This is a genomic window from Chryseobacterium lactis (assembly GCF_003815875.1).
Lineage (GTDB): Bacteria > Bacteroidota > Bacteroidia > Flavobacteriales > Weeksellaceae > Chryseobacterium > Chryseobacterium lactis.
This window is the reverse complement of record NZ_CP033924.1, coordinates 1,729,997-1,745,379: the sequence shown is the minus strand read 5'-3', so window position 1 is coordinate 1,745,379 and position 15,383 is coordinate 1,729,997. Positions and strand designations below refer to the sequence as shown.

At 33.5% G+C, this 15,383-nt stretch carries 15 protein-coding genes; all 15 read left to right on the top strand.

The genetic code is table 11. The annotated features are described in order from the left end of the window. Positions 1–64: 64 nt before the first annotated feature. Positions 65–6,556, top strand: a complete 6,492-nt coding sequence (locus tag EG342_RS07475; protein WP_123868048.1) for a SpvB/TcaC N-terminal domain-containing protein — start codon at positions 65–67, stop codon at positions 6,554–6,556. After that, a complete protein-coding gene (locus EG342_RS07470) occupies positions 6,553–7,050 on the top strand; it encodes a hypothetical protein (RefSeq protein ID WP_103289116.1) in 498 nt (165 codons plus the stop codon). Before EG342_RS07475 ends, EG342_RS07470 begins: the two co-directional genes overlap by 4 nt. Then, positions 7,050–7,526, top strand: a complete 477-nt coding sequence (locus EG342_RS07465) for a hypothetical protein (protein WP_103289115.1) — start codon at positions 7,050–7,052, stop codon at positions 7,524–7,526. The genes EG342_RS07470 and EG342_RS07465 overlap by 1 nt, the downstream gene beginning before the upstream one ends. A gap of 274 nt (positions 7,527–7,800) precedes the next feature. Further along, positions 7,801–8,295: a hypothetical protein gene (locus EG342_RS07460; protein ID WP_103289114.1), complete on the top strand. Its 495-nt coding sequence runs from the start codon at positions 7,801–7,803 to the stop codon at positions 8,293–8,295. A gap of 37 nt (positions 8,296–8,332) precedes the next feature. Further along, positions 8,333–8,755 (top strand): RHS repeat domain-containing protein, encoded by a 423-nt coding sequence (locus EG342_RS07455; protein WP_103289113.1) that lies wholly within the window; start codon positions 8,333–8,335, stop codon positions 8,753–8,755. Continuing rightward, positions 8,752–9,363 carry a hypothetical protein gene (locus tag EG342_RS07450; RefSeq protein ID WP_103289112.1) on the top strand — a complete coding sequence of 204 codons (612 nt, stop codon included), beginning with the start codon at positions 8,752–8,754 and terminating at the stop codon, positions 9,361–9,363. The genes EG342_RS07455 and EG342_RS07450 overlap by 4 nt, the downstream gene beginning before the upstream one ends. Before the next feature lie 153 nt (positions 9,364–9,516). Further along, positions 9,517–10,017 carry a hypothetical protein gene (locus tag EG342_RS07445; RefSeq protein ID WP_123868046.1) on the top strand — a complete coding sequence of 167 codons (501 nt, stop codon included), beginning with the start codon at positions 9,517–9,519 and terminating at the stop codon, positions 10,015–10,017. A 42-nt stretch (positions 10,018–10,059) separates the two neighbouring features. Then, positions 10,060–10,872, top strand: a complete 813-nt coding sequence (locus EG342_RS07440; RefSeq protein WP_103289111.1) for a hypothetical protein — start codon at positions 10,060–10,062, stop codon at positions 10,870–10,872. A gap of 4 nt (positions 10,873–10,876) precedes the next feature. Beyond that, positions 10,877–11,353 (top strand): hypothetical protein, encoded by a 477-nt coding sequence (locus EG342_RS07435; RefSeq protein WP_103289110.1) that lies wholly within the window; start codon positions 10,877–10,879, stop codon positions 11,351–11,353. A 140-nt stretch (positions 11,354–11,493) separates the two neighbouring features. Next, on the top strand, positions 11,494–12,012 hold the full coding sequence (locus EG342_RS07430) for a hypothetical protein (protein WP_103289109.1): 519 nt from the start codon (positions 11,494–11,496) through the stop codon (positions 12,010–12,012). Position 12,013: 1 nt separating this feature from the next. Then, positions 12,014–12,460 carry a hypothetical protein gene (locus EG342_RS07425; RefSeq protein ID WP_103289108.1) on the top strand — a complete coding sequence of 149 codons (447 nt, stop codon included), beginning with the start codon at positions 12,014–12,016 and terminating at the stop codon, positions 12,458–12,460. Positions 12,461–12,589: 129 nt separating this feature from the next. Next, the gene (locus EG342_RS07420) at positions 12,590–13,147 is read left to right on the top strand and encodes a hypothetical protein (RefSeq protein ID WP_103289107.1); all 558 of its coding nucleotides are present in this window, start codon (positions 12,590–12,592) and stop codon (positions 13,145–13,147) included. A gap of 45 nt (positions 13,148–13,192) precedes the next feature. Beyond that, the gene (locus tag EG342_RS07415) at positions 13,193–13,495 is read left to right on the top strand and encodes a hypothetical protein (RefSeq protein WP_103289106.1); all 303 of its coding nucleotides are present in this window, start codon (positions 13,193–13,195) and stop codon (positions 13,493–13,495) included. 375 nt (positions 13,496–13,870) lie between these two features. Continuing rightward, positions 13,871–14,833, top strand: a complete 963-nt coding sequence (locus EG342_RS07410) for a cell wall anchor protein (RefSeq protein WP_103289105.1) — start codon at positions 13,871–13,873, stop codon at positions 14,831–14,833. A gap of 6 nt (positions 14,834–14,839) precedes the next feature. Next, complete coding sequence (locus EG342_RS07405) at positions 14,840–15,325, top strand: hypothetical protein (RefSeq protein WP_103289104.1); 486 nt, start codon at positions 14,840–14,842, stop codon at positions 15,323–15,325. The last annotated feature ends 58 nt before the right edge of the window (positions 15,326–15,383 follow it).

Below are 15,383 nucleotides of genomic sequence, written 5' to 3'. Positions count from 1 at the left end.
CATTGCCATCGGGCTTACAGCAATTTGAATATTATTTATCGATCATTATTAAAGAAACACAGATATGAAATTTATTCTACCATTTATACTGTCCTTGTTCTCAGTATTGGGGTTTTCACAGACCATATTATATCAGGCGGAAACCACTTCACGGACGGTTCAGGATCCACAGGCAGTGATCATGGCACAGGGGTTTCACGCTAAATCGGATACTTCTGATCCTTTTATTGCAAAACTCGGCCCTGCAACAGATAACCCTGGAGGTGGTCCTACGGATTCAAACGCCGGAGCCAATAACCCCTCGGGAACGAAAGAAGAAAATGGTAAGTTCCATGATACCAGGGGAAATATTGAAGTTAACGGAGCTGGACAGCTACAATTTACTTTACCTATCGCCTTACCTCCTGGAGTTAAAAGTGTGGCACCACAGATTAATCTCGTCTACACCAGTGGTTCTGGAAATGGAATTGCAGGATATGGCTGGAGCCTCTCCGGACTCACGTCTATTTCCAGAACAGGAAAGACGATTGAAAAGGATGGAGAGGTCAAGGGAGTACAGCTAGATTATTCTGATTATTATAGTTTCAATGGTCAACGGTTGATTTTGAAGTCGGGGGAATACGGAAAAGATGGTGCGGAATATGTGACGGAGAAATATTCTAATGTAAAAATTAAATCAGTTGGAGCAATTACAGGGCAAGAATGGCAGGGACCACAATATTGGGAGGTAAGTTTTGAAGACGGCTCACAAGCTTGGTATGGCTCAACAACAGAAGGAAGCTATATTTCTGCAAGAACAGCTTTGGAATATAATATTGTGAAGTGGAAAGATGCTCAAGGAAATTATATTAACTACAGCTATACACAAGCTAATAATGTAGCCGTAGTTTCCACTATACAATGGGGCGGAAATGAAATATTGGGAAAAGAGCATTTTAATGAGATACAACTCAATTATACTGCTAGAGATTTAAAAGAAGGAAGCTTTGTCAATGGCATTTCATTTATACAGCAAAGGATACTTACAAATATTACAGTGAATGCGAACGGTATATTATTTAAAAAATATGCAATCAGCTATTTGCAAAATGGAACAAACTACCAGTTTCTAGATAAAATAACAGAATATAATTCCGAAGGCCAGGCTGCTAATCCGGTCACATTTTCATACCCTAACTTTGTAGGCTCTCAAATAGATTATTATGGTGTTCTGCCTTATAATAATGACGATTTTAATAGTATTAAGTTTACAGGAGATTTTAATGGAGATTCTTATCTGGATTTCGTTATGAATAACGGGACTGTAAAGCTTGGGGCTTTTAATGATAATTTTTCAAATATTTCTACAGGTAAGACTTTTGCAGACAACGCCAAACTAGTAAATGCTCTGTTGGATGAAGAAGGACAAGTGTACAATGGCAACGGAATCGTTGAATATAGCGAGGGTAAAATTTCAGGATATATTTTTAGAAACAATGCTTTTGTCAAAGTATTTGAAAAACTGGTTACTCCCAACATATGCACAAACTGTGAGGTAGATATCAATGAAGGCGATATCAATGGCGATGGTATCTCTGATGTCTTTCTTACTTTGAAAAACGGAAGATTTATAGACCGGTATATCATAGACCTGAAAAATTCAAATACTCCGGTTTCTACTTACTTAAGAAATTGGGATCTGGATGAAAGTTCTTATACTGATCAAAAATATACAGACATCGACGGCGATGGAAAGGTGGACATTATTAATGTGTCCAATACTACTTACACTGTATTTGAATTTGTACAAACAGCCCCTAATCAATACCTTAAAAAGGTTAAATTCACAGGCAATCTCCTCGAAACCAAAGACTCCGAGTTTCCTATATTGTTTGGAGACTTTAATGGAGATGGCAATCTGGATTTTACTATTCCTACAACAGATACCCAGGATACAGATAATTGGAGGTTTTATATGGGGACCAAAAAAGGATTTCAAAATGTTTTAAAAACAAACTTTTTAAAATATAGAAAGCCATCTAATCCTAATACCTGGTCTTTAATGGATCATCATTTTTATTCAATATCTGATATTAACAAAGATGGGAAATCTGATATTACTTTTATCTATTCAAAAAATACGGTAGGATATGTAGGTGGCAATGGAAATGCACAATGGAGAGTCCTGCAGTATGAGGTTAAAACAATGCAGGCTGATGGTGGAACTAATTTTATTCTAGGTTTAAATACAAAAAGCCCTTCTTATAATGTTCCGGGAGGTGATTATGAACTATTTCAGCCTTTGACCAGCTCAATAAAATCCAATAATAGCTATTATGATATTTTCTTGTTTAAAAATACTAGAGTACATAAATATAAAGCGCAAAGCTCTTTAGCTGAATTATCAAGAATTCAGTCAGTTAACCAGGCGGGTGTTATAACAACAATAGACTATAAAGAGCTTAATCCAGATATTAATCCATCTTTTTACAGTAAAACAAAAAAAGAATATTACCCCTATTTTTCATTAGTTCGCGCTGACCAGACTTATATAGTGTCCCAACTTAAACAAGAAGGTAAAAAGCAGGATTTCAGGTATAGAGGAATGACTGGGCATATGCAAGGGAAAGGAATGACAGGGTTCTATCAGACAGCCCGCTCATCCTGGTATGCAGACGGATTTGAAAACACAAAAATATGGGGTGGTGCAGAAATAGATCCCTTAAATGAAGGACTTCCAATTAAAGAGTGGTCGATCAGAACAAATGACGAAAGCAAAATTTTCCCGGACAATATTTCTGAAAGTAATTCCCAACTGTTAAGCTTTAAATCAACACAATATCAAACTGATAAATTGTTGAACGGACAGGTGGTTACAACAATTAATGATGCCGATAAATCTAGGGTTGTTACTGCAATATTGCCAAAGAATACCAAAACCAAGGACTTTCTGACAGGGACTGTTACTGAAAGCAGTGTTACCTATGGAGCATATTATCTTCCTTCCCAAAGTGTTTCCAATACCAATACCGGTTATGGTATCTCGACTTCCACTTTCGAATATATCCACAACCCATCCGGTATAGGAGCAGACTATTATATTGGGCGTCCAAAATCAAAAATTGAAGTAGTTCAGGCATATGGTGATACCAAGTCTGCCAAAGAAGAATACATCTACGAAAGTAATCTGTTAAAGACACTGAAAACCTGGAACAGGGATAATACAGGCTATCTATTGGAAACCAATAGCTTCGATAGCTTCGGTAATATAACTCAAAAAATAATTAATAACAGTGTAGACTCACAAACGCAAACTTCTAAGACCGAATATGATTCTAAAGGAAAATTTGTTCTCAAGAAAACAGATAATTTGGGATTAGAAACCTATATTGAATACAACGACCGGGGGCAGATCAAAAAGCAAACTGACGCATTAGGTAACTCACTTATCAATACTTATGATACTTGGGGTAAATTACTAACTTCTAAAACTAATTTAGAGGGAACAACGACTTACCAGTATGAGAGAGACAGCAATTCCAATATTGTCATTACCCAGTATGATCCTGATGGTGATGTATCTAAAAAATACACCAATAAATTAGGGCAGCCCTATAAATCATCCACCAAAGCATTTGGGCAAGGGCAATTTATTTCCACAGAAGCCCGGTATGATGTATTAGGAAGAAAACTGAAAGAATCTGAACCTTATTTTGAAGGACAAACAGCAGGCGAATGGAATATCATTGCCTATGATGACAGTGTATTTCCTGCTAACGCTACTGCCACAGCATTTAACGGGAAGAAAATGGAAACTTCCATTTCCGGTTTTACTACGACAGTAAAAGAATTGAATGGATATGGAAGAACTACCTCTAAAACTACGGATGCTTTAGGAAATACAATTTCTACAACAGATAAAGGAGGAACCATACAATTCTCCTATAATGCGGCCGGAGAGCAGATCAAAGCTCAATATGCAGAAAATATTGTGTCTACAAAATATGATTCCTGGGGAAGAAAATCGGAATTCAATGATCCTTCCAACGGTGTTTACAAGTACGAATATGACGGATTCGGACAACCAACAAAGAACATCAGTCCGAAAGGAACAAAAGAATATACGTATAACAATCTGGGACAGCTGATTGCCCAGAAAGAAGTCTCCACAACAGACGGCGGACAAGCTACCGATAAAAAGATTTCGTACTCGTATGATGATAAAGGTCGGCTCATTTCCAAATCCGGAACATCAAAAGGGAAAGCCTACAGCTCCAATATTTCCTATGATCCGCAAGGAAGAGTTCTATCATCTTCGGAAAGCAGCAACGGAAAGTACTTTATTCAAAAAGGGATTACTTATGATGATAAAGCAAGGGTAACTTCTTATGAAAAGCAATTGTATTCTTCCGGCATCCTTACCAAAGTCCAAATAGAAAATGTTTACAGTATATGGAATGGAGAACTTGCTCAGGTAAAAGACAAAAACTCCGGTAAAATTCTCTGGGAGCTTAAAGAAGCTAATGCCAAAGGGCAGGTACTGAAGACTCAATTAGGATCAGCAAATATTAATAACACCTATGATTCAAACGGATTCTTAACAAATGTAAATCATTCATCGCCAGTAAAATCGGGTATTCTACAACTCTCCTACTCATTTGATGCCATCAGAAATGAATTAAAGAGCAGAACTACAGGAGGAGATTTCAATATTACGGAATCATTTGATTATGATGACAACAACCGATTGGTGAACTGGACAAATCCTGTAACAGGGGCTAAGCCAACGGTTAACAGAAACGTCTATGATGTGAAAGGCAGGATTATGGAAAACGACCAGGTGGGAACGATGAAGTATGAGAACTCTGCGAAAATATATCAGCCGACAGGAATGACCCTTAATGCTGCGGGAGCTCAGAATTACAGCAATGACCTCATCCAAACTATTTCTTATAACGAAAATAATGATCCGATATTTATTGATGGTGAAAAAGGCGATGTAGCATTTCAGTATGGATTAACGGCTATGAGGCAGCAGGTGACCTATGGAGGAAATTTCGGAAGCGATCAAGAAGGTAAGTTTACAAAGTTTTATAGTGAGAACGGCAGCTTTGAAATCATAAAAGACAACTCAACGGGTAAAGAAAAACATATTCTATATATTGGTGGGACACCTTATGAAAGTAATATTGTATATTTAAAAGACTTTACGCAGAGCAGCGGTTCTTACAAATTTTTGCATAAAGATTATATCGGAAGCATTCTCGCCATCAGTGATGAAGCTGGAAATAAACTGGAGCAAAGACATTTTGATGCATGGGGCAATTTCACTCACCTACAGATTGGAAACGGACAGATCATCACCGACCAGGCTGTCATTCTGAGCACAGCGAAGAATCTCATCATCGATAGAGGCTATACTTCTCATGAGCATTTTATGGAAGTCGGCATCATCCACATGAACGGAAGGTTATATGATCCGTTATTAAGACGATTCTTAAATGCCGATGAAAACATCCAGGATCCTTATAACACCCAAATCTATAATAAATATGGATATGCTGTAAATAATCCTTTGATATACAATGACCCGAGTGGTGAGGTTCTTCCCTTTTTAGTGGGAATAGGAATTGGCTGGTTTGCAGCTACGGTCTTGTCTGGTGCTATTATTGGCGCTGCTATAAGCATGGGAATCTATATCTTGCAGGCAACAATATACAATAACTTTTCATTGGGAGGCTTTGCAAAGTCTATTTTACTCGGTGCAGCCACCGGTGCTGTGTCTGCAGGTTTAGGAGAGGTCTTTAGTGCCAGTGGTTTTTTGAGCACTGTTGCAAATGGAGCTCTAACAGGTGCAGGAACAGGAGGTGTAACAGCATTGATTACGGGACAGAATTTCCTTGAGGGTGTCTGGAAAGGTGCTGTAATTGGAGGAGCTGTGGCAGGGATTACATATTCAATGCAAAGTTTATTTTACAATAAATCTAGCCAAGGAAAAGCTCTTTCTGAAAATGATTTAAAGAATAAAACATCTTATGATCCATCAGTAAGCAATGAAGAAATGTCATGCAACATTTCTCAAACTAAAGGCAAACTATTTAAGCTAAAAGATAATTTTGGTGTTGGTGAGCAAAGTCTTGGCAAAAGCATTGATGGATATTTAGATATGGGAGATGGTGGGAAAAATAAATTTCTTGCTTATACTGGCAAAAGAAATTTTTGGACTGGTAAATCAGATATCTTATATTCTCCTAGAATTGCTCAAGATAAATATTTATTAAAATTTACTATGCTGCATGAAACTGGGCATGCATATAGCAATATGTTATTCCTACCTGATATGAAAATAAATATAAAAGGTCTTTATAATGATAGCACTGAGCATCTTGCATTAGGTTTTTTAGAACATGATGTCGCCAGTATTAACAACTTAACCTTTAGGCCAAGCAGTTTTTTTACCGGCCAACAAACTCTAGAGAATACTTTAAAACTATTGAATAATACGCAGTTTAATTTCTTCAATCGTGCATATAGAGCTCTTCAACCTATTTTTAACCGAAAAATTAGTTTCCCATGATAAAAATATTGATATTATTTTCGCTAATATATTCTTCAATAATGTATTCCCAAAATTCTGAGTTTATATACGCGCGTAGGGTTTGTGATAATTTCAAATTAATTGAAGAACGTCTATACAGTAGTAAAACTGGAATTTATAAGGAAATAAATTATGATAGAAACACTTTTCATGATACTACAAATATTAACAAAGAGATATTTGAGGCTTATATACCATTAGAATTGGATCAAAAAAAAAGTATTTACTCTTTATTAAATTCTACTAAATTGAAAGAAAATACTCTTATATATGGATCTTTAGAAAAGTCAGATTATATTGAAATTTCGCTTTTTTTTTATGAAAATGCAAAATTAATAAATAATAGTAGCAAATATTTGAATCGAAAAAATAAAACAGAAGACTTCGAGACTTTACTAAGCTTAGTTTTAAATTTCATACAATCAAGCGAACAATATAATAAAACTTTTTATTGGCATAATGAGAAAAAATAATGAAAAATTATATCATTATATATTTATTATTATTTTTTAGTACAGCTCAAAACTGTAATTCACAACAGAATAAAAATCTAAGTTTTACTTACGAAAGAGTATTTATAATCAATAAAAAAATAAGTAACTCTTTTACTTATGATAGTAAATCTGGCATTTATGAAAATAAACAATTATATCCAGATGGAAATTATCAATCAAAGATTATTACCGTGAACCTTACTAGAGATAACGTAAAAGAGATTTTTGATTTGTATTTGAAATTAAAGCCTCAAAATTTAAGAAATTGTTTGTATTTAGGAAATCAGTTAATGTATAGCTCATCAATCAGTTTTGATAATAATAAATTACAAAATCTAACATGTAATAAAGATGAAAATGATGAAATAAAATACAAAAAAATTGAAGATAAACTTTATGAGTTCGTTTTACCAACTTATAAATTGAAATATCCTAATGAGTTTATTGGAAAGTAGGTTGATATTTAATCCTTGAACTTGGAAAATGATCTCATTGTATGCTGGAAATACACAAGTCATAAAAAATTTATGAAAGTAGGCATCATTAACATGAACGCAAGGTTATAAGATCCAGGATCCTAGCAGTATCCTGAAATTATAATGAATATGGGTATGTGAACCATAAATAATAACTGGACATTAGGAGGTTTTGCCAAATCTATTCTAATTGGAGCGGTTACAGGAGCAGTCTCTGCTGGTATAGGACAAGTATTTAACAGATTCATATATTATGGAAAATAAAAACGCAATATTTAAAACTTTATTCTTGATTTTATACATCATTAATTACCAAAGCTGCATAGCACAAAAAAAAGGTAGACTTTACCTGACATATAAAGACATTATATATGATAATAATGTAATTGATCAAATTAAATCTTATAATAGTAAAACTGGCATTTATGAAGTAAAAGAATTCCATAATTCTGATGGCTATAAAAGTAAAAGTATCATTGTAAATCTAACCGAAAAAAATGTCAAAGAGATTTATGATTTATATTTAAAACTACGACCTAAAAACCTGCATAATTGTGTATTTATTAACAACAATAAACTTATATCAAGTTCAACAATCAGTTTTAATAAAAACAAAAACACAGAAAGTCAGCCATGTAATATCGATTGGGAGGACAAAGAAAAATATGATAAAATAGAAGCTAAATTATATGAATTTATTTTACCAACATATAGATTAAAATATCCCAATGACTTTGTTGGAAAGTAGGGTAGATTTTTAATTCCTGAGCTTGTAGGAGGATAATATTGTAGGCAAAGGCTATACTTCTCATGAACATTTTATGGAAGTCGGCATCATCCACATGAACGGAAGGTTATATGATCCTTTATTGAGACGATTCTTAAACGCGGATGAAAACATCCAGGATCCTTATAACACCCAAATCTATAATAAATATGGATATGCTGTAAATAATCCTTTGATATACAATGACCCGAGTGGTGAGGTTCTTCCCTTTTTAGTGGGAATAGGAATTGGCTGGTTTGCAGCTACGGTCTTGTCTGGTGCTATTATTGGCGCTGCTATAAGCATGGGAATCTATATCTTGCAGGCAACAATATACAATAACTTTTCATTGGGAGGCTTTGCAAAGTCTATTTTACTCGGTGCAGCCACCGGTGCTGTGTCTGCAGGTTTAGGAGAGGTCTTTAGTGCCAGTGGTTTTTGAGCACTGTTGCAAATGGAGCTCTAACAGGTGCAGGAACAGGAGGTATAACAGCATTGATTACGGGACAGAATTTCCTTGAGGGCCTCTGGAAAGGTGCGGTGATTGGTGGTGGTGTCGCAGCTATAAGTTATAGTATAAATTATTTCGCAAATGGGAATTACAAGTCTCGCTCCTTTTCTGCAACTAACACTAATGAAGATTATAAATATGATCCTACTATAAGTAAAGAAACTATGCAAAGTAATATTAATGATATTCAAAATAACCTTTTTCCTAAAGAAGACCCTATAAGTAATTATGGAGTTGCCCAAAATACTTTAGGACCAGGAAATTCTGAAGGCTATTTAGCTTTCGGTGAACAAGGGCAAAAACTACTGGGTTTTGCAAGCCCACAAAATTATTTGAGTGGGAAAACAGATATTCTATATTCTCCACTTTCTGCACAATATAAAGATTTATTGGGTCTAGTTATGGTTCATGAAACTGGCCACGCTTATTTGAATATGCTAGGTATAGCAGGTGTCAATATAACAAGGAATAAATGGGATAGGGAAATACTATTAAGTAAAAAATATGACACTACTGATCATAAATCATTTTGCAAATAAAAATAACTTAAATGCTATAAAGGTATTTGGAATCGATAGAGAAGAATTGTCTACTCAATTCATTAACTTCCCTTCAAATATCCAAAAGCAGATTAATAATTTCTATGATAAATTGCTTCCAGTTTTTAATAGAGTAATGAAATAATTTATATTATGAAAAGTATTTTTGTTAAACTCCTTTTTCTTTTACCAATAATTAGCTTTTCTCCACCTCTAAAATCAGGAATTACAAATAATGATGTGTTTATTGTATTTTATTCACAGTTTTACATTAACTCAATATTAGTAGGCGAAAAGTACTATAATAGCAAAACAGGAGTGTATAGGATTTATGAAAAAACATCGAGTACATTTATTGATAAAAAAATAAAAATTACTCTGTTGCAGAAAGATCTTAATGATATTTATAATAAATATAAAGAATTAAAAATCCCTAATAAAAAGTTGTGTATGAAAATGAAAGAAGAAAATGAAGATATATTAATTGAAAGACAGATATTAGTTAATTCTGAGAATATCAATGATGTCAAAGAATGTGCTGTAAAAGATGATGAACAAGCAAATATCGATATGATTACTTCACAACTTCTTAATTTAATTAAAACAAGCGATGAATATAAAAAGACTTTTCCACAAGCAGATTGGGAAATGTAATATTGTATAGATGCTGATTTATTTGGTGCAGCCACCGGTGCTGTGTCTGCAGGTTTAGGAGATGTCTTTAGTGCCAGTGGTTTTTTGAGCACTGTTGCAAATGGAGCTCTAACAGGTGCAGGAACAGGAGGTGTAACAGCATTGATTACGGGACAGAATTTCTTTGAGGGTGTCTGGAAAGGTGCGGTGATTGGTGGTGGTGTAGCAGCAGTTAGTTATACAGCTAGTTACCTTGCAAATGGTAGTTATAAATCTTATTATACTACCGATAATGAGATTGCACAGAATGGTGAAAGCTATGATGCCAAAATTAGTAACGAGACAATGAATAAAAGTGTAAACACAAAAAGAATAAAAAATTTCACAAATGAGGAAATCCAAGAATTTGGTATTGGAAAGGAATATGTAGGTAAACCAACCTTAGATGGACATTTATTATTAGGTAATGAAAAAAGAGTTTTAGGTTGGACAAAACCAGTAGATTTTTTTACAGGAAAATCAGATATAGTTTACTCTCCTTTGGCTGCTCAAAATGACATCTTACTGGGTAAAGTAATGGTTCATGAAACAGCACATGCATTTTCTCAACGATTTCTTTCTTTAAGTATTGAAATTAATTCTAGTTACGATGTGAGACTAAATACAACAGATCATTTGGCAATATACAAGTTAGAACATTTATATGCTACAAAGCAACTGTATTTCAAAAATGGATATGTTGATATAACAAAGATAAAAGGAGTTTTTATGGAAGATATTAATTTTACATATAATGCACTATCTCCTTTTGAAAAATTATTTTTTAATAAAGCTTATGATAGTTTTTATAAAATATTTAATAGATTTATGAAGTAACACAATGAAAATATTTAATTTATTATTACTGCTATTCTTATCGAATTGCAAAGCACAGGAGGTACCAGGTAATATTATTTTAACCTATCAAAGGACTGTTTTTAATCCATCAGAAAATTATATACAGTTCATGTTTGATAGTAGTAAAAATTCTTTATTAGTAAATTATAAATCTGCGGGATTACAAAAGGATATTAATATTAACCTTACGCAAGAAGAACTTAAAGGCATCTATGCTGTTTATAAAGAATATAATTTGCCCACAGAAGAAATTAACTGTCTATATAACGAGGATGGCACTGTTTTAAGTAAAACAAAGATTAGTTTCAGCAAAGAATGGGAAAGAATTTCTTTTCAAAAATGTTACCAGAACGATCAGGATAAAAATAATTTTCGTAGCATCGAAATGCAATTATTAAAAATAATAAAATCTAAACCAGAGTATAAGCAAACGTTCCCATGGGAATTTGAAACGTTATAAGGTGCTGTAATTGGAGGAGCTGTGGCATGGATTAGTTATACTGTGAATATTATACTAAGGGATATAATAAACCTAAATATACGACTACAAACGAGATATCAGTCGACACCAGCGTTGATGTGGAGCCAGACTTACAAACTATGAGTAAAAGCATTAAAGATGCCAGAGCCAATCTTCCTGATAATGGGCAATACAAGATTGAAAGTGAAGGCTTGGGACTAAGCAACTCCAAAGGCCTTATGATGAATGATGGAGGAAATTTTAATGTTTTAGGAAGAACCACTTTTAATTATGGATCAGGGAAATCAACAATACTATACTCTACAAAGGCAGCTTCAAATCTTAAACTGTTAGGAAAAACAATGGCACATGAAACTTCACACGCTCTTTCGTTTTCAATAGGTATACCCTTAATGGAAATAGAAAAAAATCAAAGATTTGATGAACTTTTATATGATGTTGAACATCTCGCCATAAAAAGACTGGAGCGTATATATGCTTTAAAAAATTATATTTTACCTAATTACGGGAATAACTATGTCGAAATGGGTGATATTCTAAGAACAATAAATGGACTAAACTCAGGACAAAAAATTCTGTATAATTTTATGTATAATAAATTTTTACCAATTTTCAATAAAACTTTTAAATTTCCTTGACATGAGCAGATCTCTAATTTTACTCGGTATTATCTTATTTTCCCCCAGTTGTTCATCTTTTAAGCAAAATAAAAAGGATTTTTATTTCTCTGATATTTCTTACAATAAAGAAAATATTGTGAGGAGTGAGTTCTCTTATGATAGTTATTCTGGTATTTTAAAAAATCGAAGACCAGAGACGGTTGTTATTAAACTCAATAGTAATGAAAAACAAGAAATCTATAATTTGTTTAAAAAACTTAACATACAAAGTATTTCAGGTTGTAAGACATATGAAGATAGCATTACTATCAAAACCACCTTTATTACAGGGAATGAAAAAATCACCTCAAAATGCAGTACAAATAATAACGAAATTGACAAGCTCTCACAGCTTTATATTAAAATAAAAAATATTTTGCAAACAAAAAAAGAATACAGAGAGGCATTCCCTAGATTTTATGAGTAATGACATGAAAATATTAATTGAAGGGCATATTATTAATTCTTGAAATATTAATAATATTATCTTGGGAAATAAACAAAGGTAATATTGATATTAGTATTTCCCAACTTCTTAATTTAATTAAAACAAGCGATGAATATAAAAAGACTTTTCCAAAAACAGATTGGGAAATGTAGTATAGGGATTTCTAAAATGAAAAATATATTTAATATATCACTTGCTTTCTTACTAATTAGCTGTTCTCCACCTCTAAAATCAGGAATTACAAACAATGATGTGTTTATTGTATTTTATTCACAGTTTTACATTAACTCAATATTAGTAGGCGAAAAGTACTATAATAGCAAAACAGGAGTGTATAGGATTTATGAAAAAACATCGAGTACATTTATTGATAAAAAAATAAAAATTACTCTGTTGCAGAAAGATCTTAATGATATTTATAATAAATATAAAGAATTAAAAATCCCTAATAAAAAGTTGTGTATGAAAATGAAAGAAGAAAATGAAGATATATTAATTGAAAGACAGATATTAGTTAATTCTGAGAATATCAATGATGTCAAAGAATGTGCTGTAAAAGATGATGAACAAGCAAATATCGATATGATTACTTTACAACTTCTTAATTTAATTAAAACAAGCGATGAATATAAAAAGACTTTTCCACAAGCAGATTGGGAAATGTAATATTGTATAATAGATGCTGATTTATTTGGTGCAGCCACCGGTGCTGTGTCTGCAGGTTTGGGAGAGGTCTTTAGTGCCAGTGGTTTTTTGAGCACTGTTGCAAATGGAGCTCTAACAGGCGCAGGAACAGGAGGTGTAACAGCATTGATTACGGGACAGAATTTCCTTGAGGGCGTCTGGAAAGGTGCAGTGATTGGTGGTGTAGCGGCAATAGGCTATACGCTAAACTTCTTTTCAAGACCAAGATATAGTGAACTTACAAAAGCTGAATATGATGCTCTTGAAATACCTCCTACTGGAGAGTTCTTCTTTTTGGCACCTATTATCTCATGGGTGGTTGCCATATAGTTTCTGTCATTTTCAACGTTTCAAGCTTTTTAGGAATGATAGTATAGGTTCTTTAGCAGGAAGTGTTGAAGGAGTTTAAATAATCACTACCCTATTAAACCTTATAAGGATTATAAAATATATTTTATCAATTCCAGGACTCCTTTTTTACGCAAAACTATTTTTCCATTGTATTCTTATCAATTATTAAAAGAAACACCACTCTTTTTTAATTTATTCATTACTATAATCAAGATATTCATAAACTATCTCAAAATCAACTTAATCAGAGCTATTAGACACTTTTTAGTGTCTATTTTATTATCTTTGCAAAAAAAACAAATGACTATTTCTTTCAAATTCAAAACTACTTTTTAAACTTATTTATACTAATATATGAAACAAACACTATTGATTGCCGGAATGGCATTTTCAAGTTTAGCTTATGCCCAAAATGCACCGGGTTTAACTATTCATGATACCCGAAATACCAATGACTTGCCAGCAGCTTATAATTATGAGGTTAAGGCAGAATTTAAATCAAGAGTAGCAGTAGGTGTTCCGGGAACAGGGAATCACTCCGGGATGTTAACGATTGCTCCCTGGGGAGATAGCACAGGAAACAAGCGTCATCAGCTTAACTTTAATGATGGAGGTATTTTTTACAGAAACGGACTATCAACAGATCCTCAATGGGGAACCTGGAGCAGCCTTCTTACCCAGTCCAGTGACGGAAGAGTGAAAATCGGACTAAATGATCCTGATACAACTTCACCTGCTTCATTAAGAATTTATAACAATGAAAATACTCTTTTCGAATTAGCAAATTCAGTAGGGAGATTTCAGATTGCTAAAGTGAGCTGCAACGGATGTTATGGAGGATTAATTGGAGATACTGTTTTAAGAAATCTGGGAAATTCTCACAACATTATTATAGCCCAACCCAATGATAACAATGATGGTAACACATTTATAGGATTCCAGGATGCTACCCGTGGAATTTGGATTAAGTTCCTCAACAACGGAATAGCAAAATTTGATGGTAAAATCCATGCCAAAGAAGTTGAAGTAAAAGCTAATGTATGGGCAGATTATGTTTTTAAAAAGGATTATCAATTAAAATCATTAGAGGAAGTAGAAAAGCATATTGCAGAAAAAGGACATCTTCCCAATATTCCATCTGCTGATGAGGTAATGGAAAAGGGAATTAACGTTGCTGAAATGAATACCAAACTTCTTGAAAAAATCGAAGAGTTAACGCTTTATTCTATTGAGCAGAATAAGCAATTAAAATCTCAGTCTGATAAAATTGAAAAATTAGAGCAGCAGGTTCAACAATTTTTAACTACTCAAAAATAACGAAAGATGAAAAGAAAATTACTTTCTGTGTTTTCTTTGTTAATTGGTTTCCTTGGTTATTCGCAAACCGAAGTTTATTTCAAATACGACGAAGCAGGAAATCAACGATACAGAGGACCTAATGCCGCTGGCAAAAAGACCGATGAGTTGATAACAAAAGAAATTAAAGTACAGGAATTGGCAAAAACAGTTGCTGTTACCCAACAGGCTCCGGCTATGGATGAGAAAACATTCTTGAAAAATATCAGACTCTATCCGGTTCCGGTGAATGATTATTTAACCATCGACTGGACGGAAGAGGTAGACAGCTTAATTGAATCTGTTTCACTCTACCAGCACAGTACCGTTCATTGGAAATTCCAGCAGCAGAATACTCCAGGATTAAACCGTCAGGTGAAAATCAATATGACCGGATATGACTGGGGAGTTTACATTCTTCGCTTTACGTTAAAAGACGGAAGAGTCTTTGGAAAAAATGTTACGAAAAGATAGAAATAGAAAATCATTGAAAAGATTATTTCTACCTATCAATCATCATTAATTAATTATC

Excerpts from the sequence above, each read along its gene's own strand:
- EG342_RS07425 (WP_103289108.1), top strand. The coding sequence starts at position 12,014 with ATGAGCAGATCTCTAATTTTACTCGGTATTATCTTATTTTCCCCCAGT.
- EG342_RS07430 (WP_103289109.1), top strand. The coding sequence starts at position 11,494 with ATGAGTAAAAGCATTAAAGATGCCAGAGCCAATCTTCCTGATAATGGG.
- EG342_RS07475 (WP_123868048.1), top strand. The coding sequence starts at position 65 with ATGAAATTTATTCTACCATTTATACTGTCCTTGTTCTCAGTATTGGGG.
- EG342_RS07435 (WP_103289110.1), top strand. The coding sequence starts at position 10,877 with ATGAAAATATTTAATTTATTATTACTGCTATTCTTATCGAATTGCAAA.
- EG342_RS07465 (WP_103289115.1), top strand. The coding sequence starts at position 7,050 with ATGAAAAATTATATCATTATATATTTATTATTATTTTTTAGTACAGCT.
- EG342_RS07405 (WP_103289104.1), top strand. The coding sequence starts at position 14,840 with ATGAAAAGAAAATTACTTTCTGTGTTTTCTTTGTTAATTGGTTTCCTT.
- EG342_RS07445 (WP_123868046.1), top strand. The coding sequence starts at position 9,517 with ATGAAAAGTATTTTTGTTAAACTCCTTTTTCTTTTACCAATAATTAGC.
- EG342_RS07420 (WP_103289107.1), top strand. The coding sequence starts at position 12,590 with ATGAATATAAAAAGACTTTTCCAAAAACAGATTGGGAAATGTAGTATA.
- EG342_RS07410 (WP_103289105.1), top strand. The coding sequence starts at position 13,871 with ATGAAACAAACACTATTGATTGCCGGAATGGCATTTTCAAGTTTAGCT.
- EG342_RS07460 (WP_103289114.1), top strand. The coding sequence starts at position 7,801 with ATGGAAAATAAAAACGCAATATTTAAAACTTTATTCTTGATTTTATAC.
- EG342_RS07470 (WP_103289116.1), top strand. The coding sequence starts at position 6,553 with ATGATAAAAATATTGATATTATTTTCGCTAATATATTCTTCAATAATG.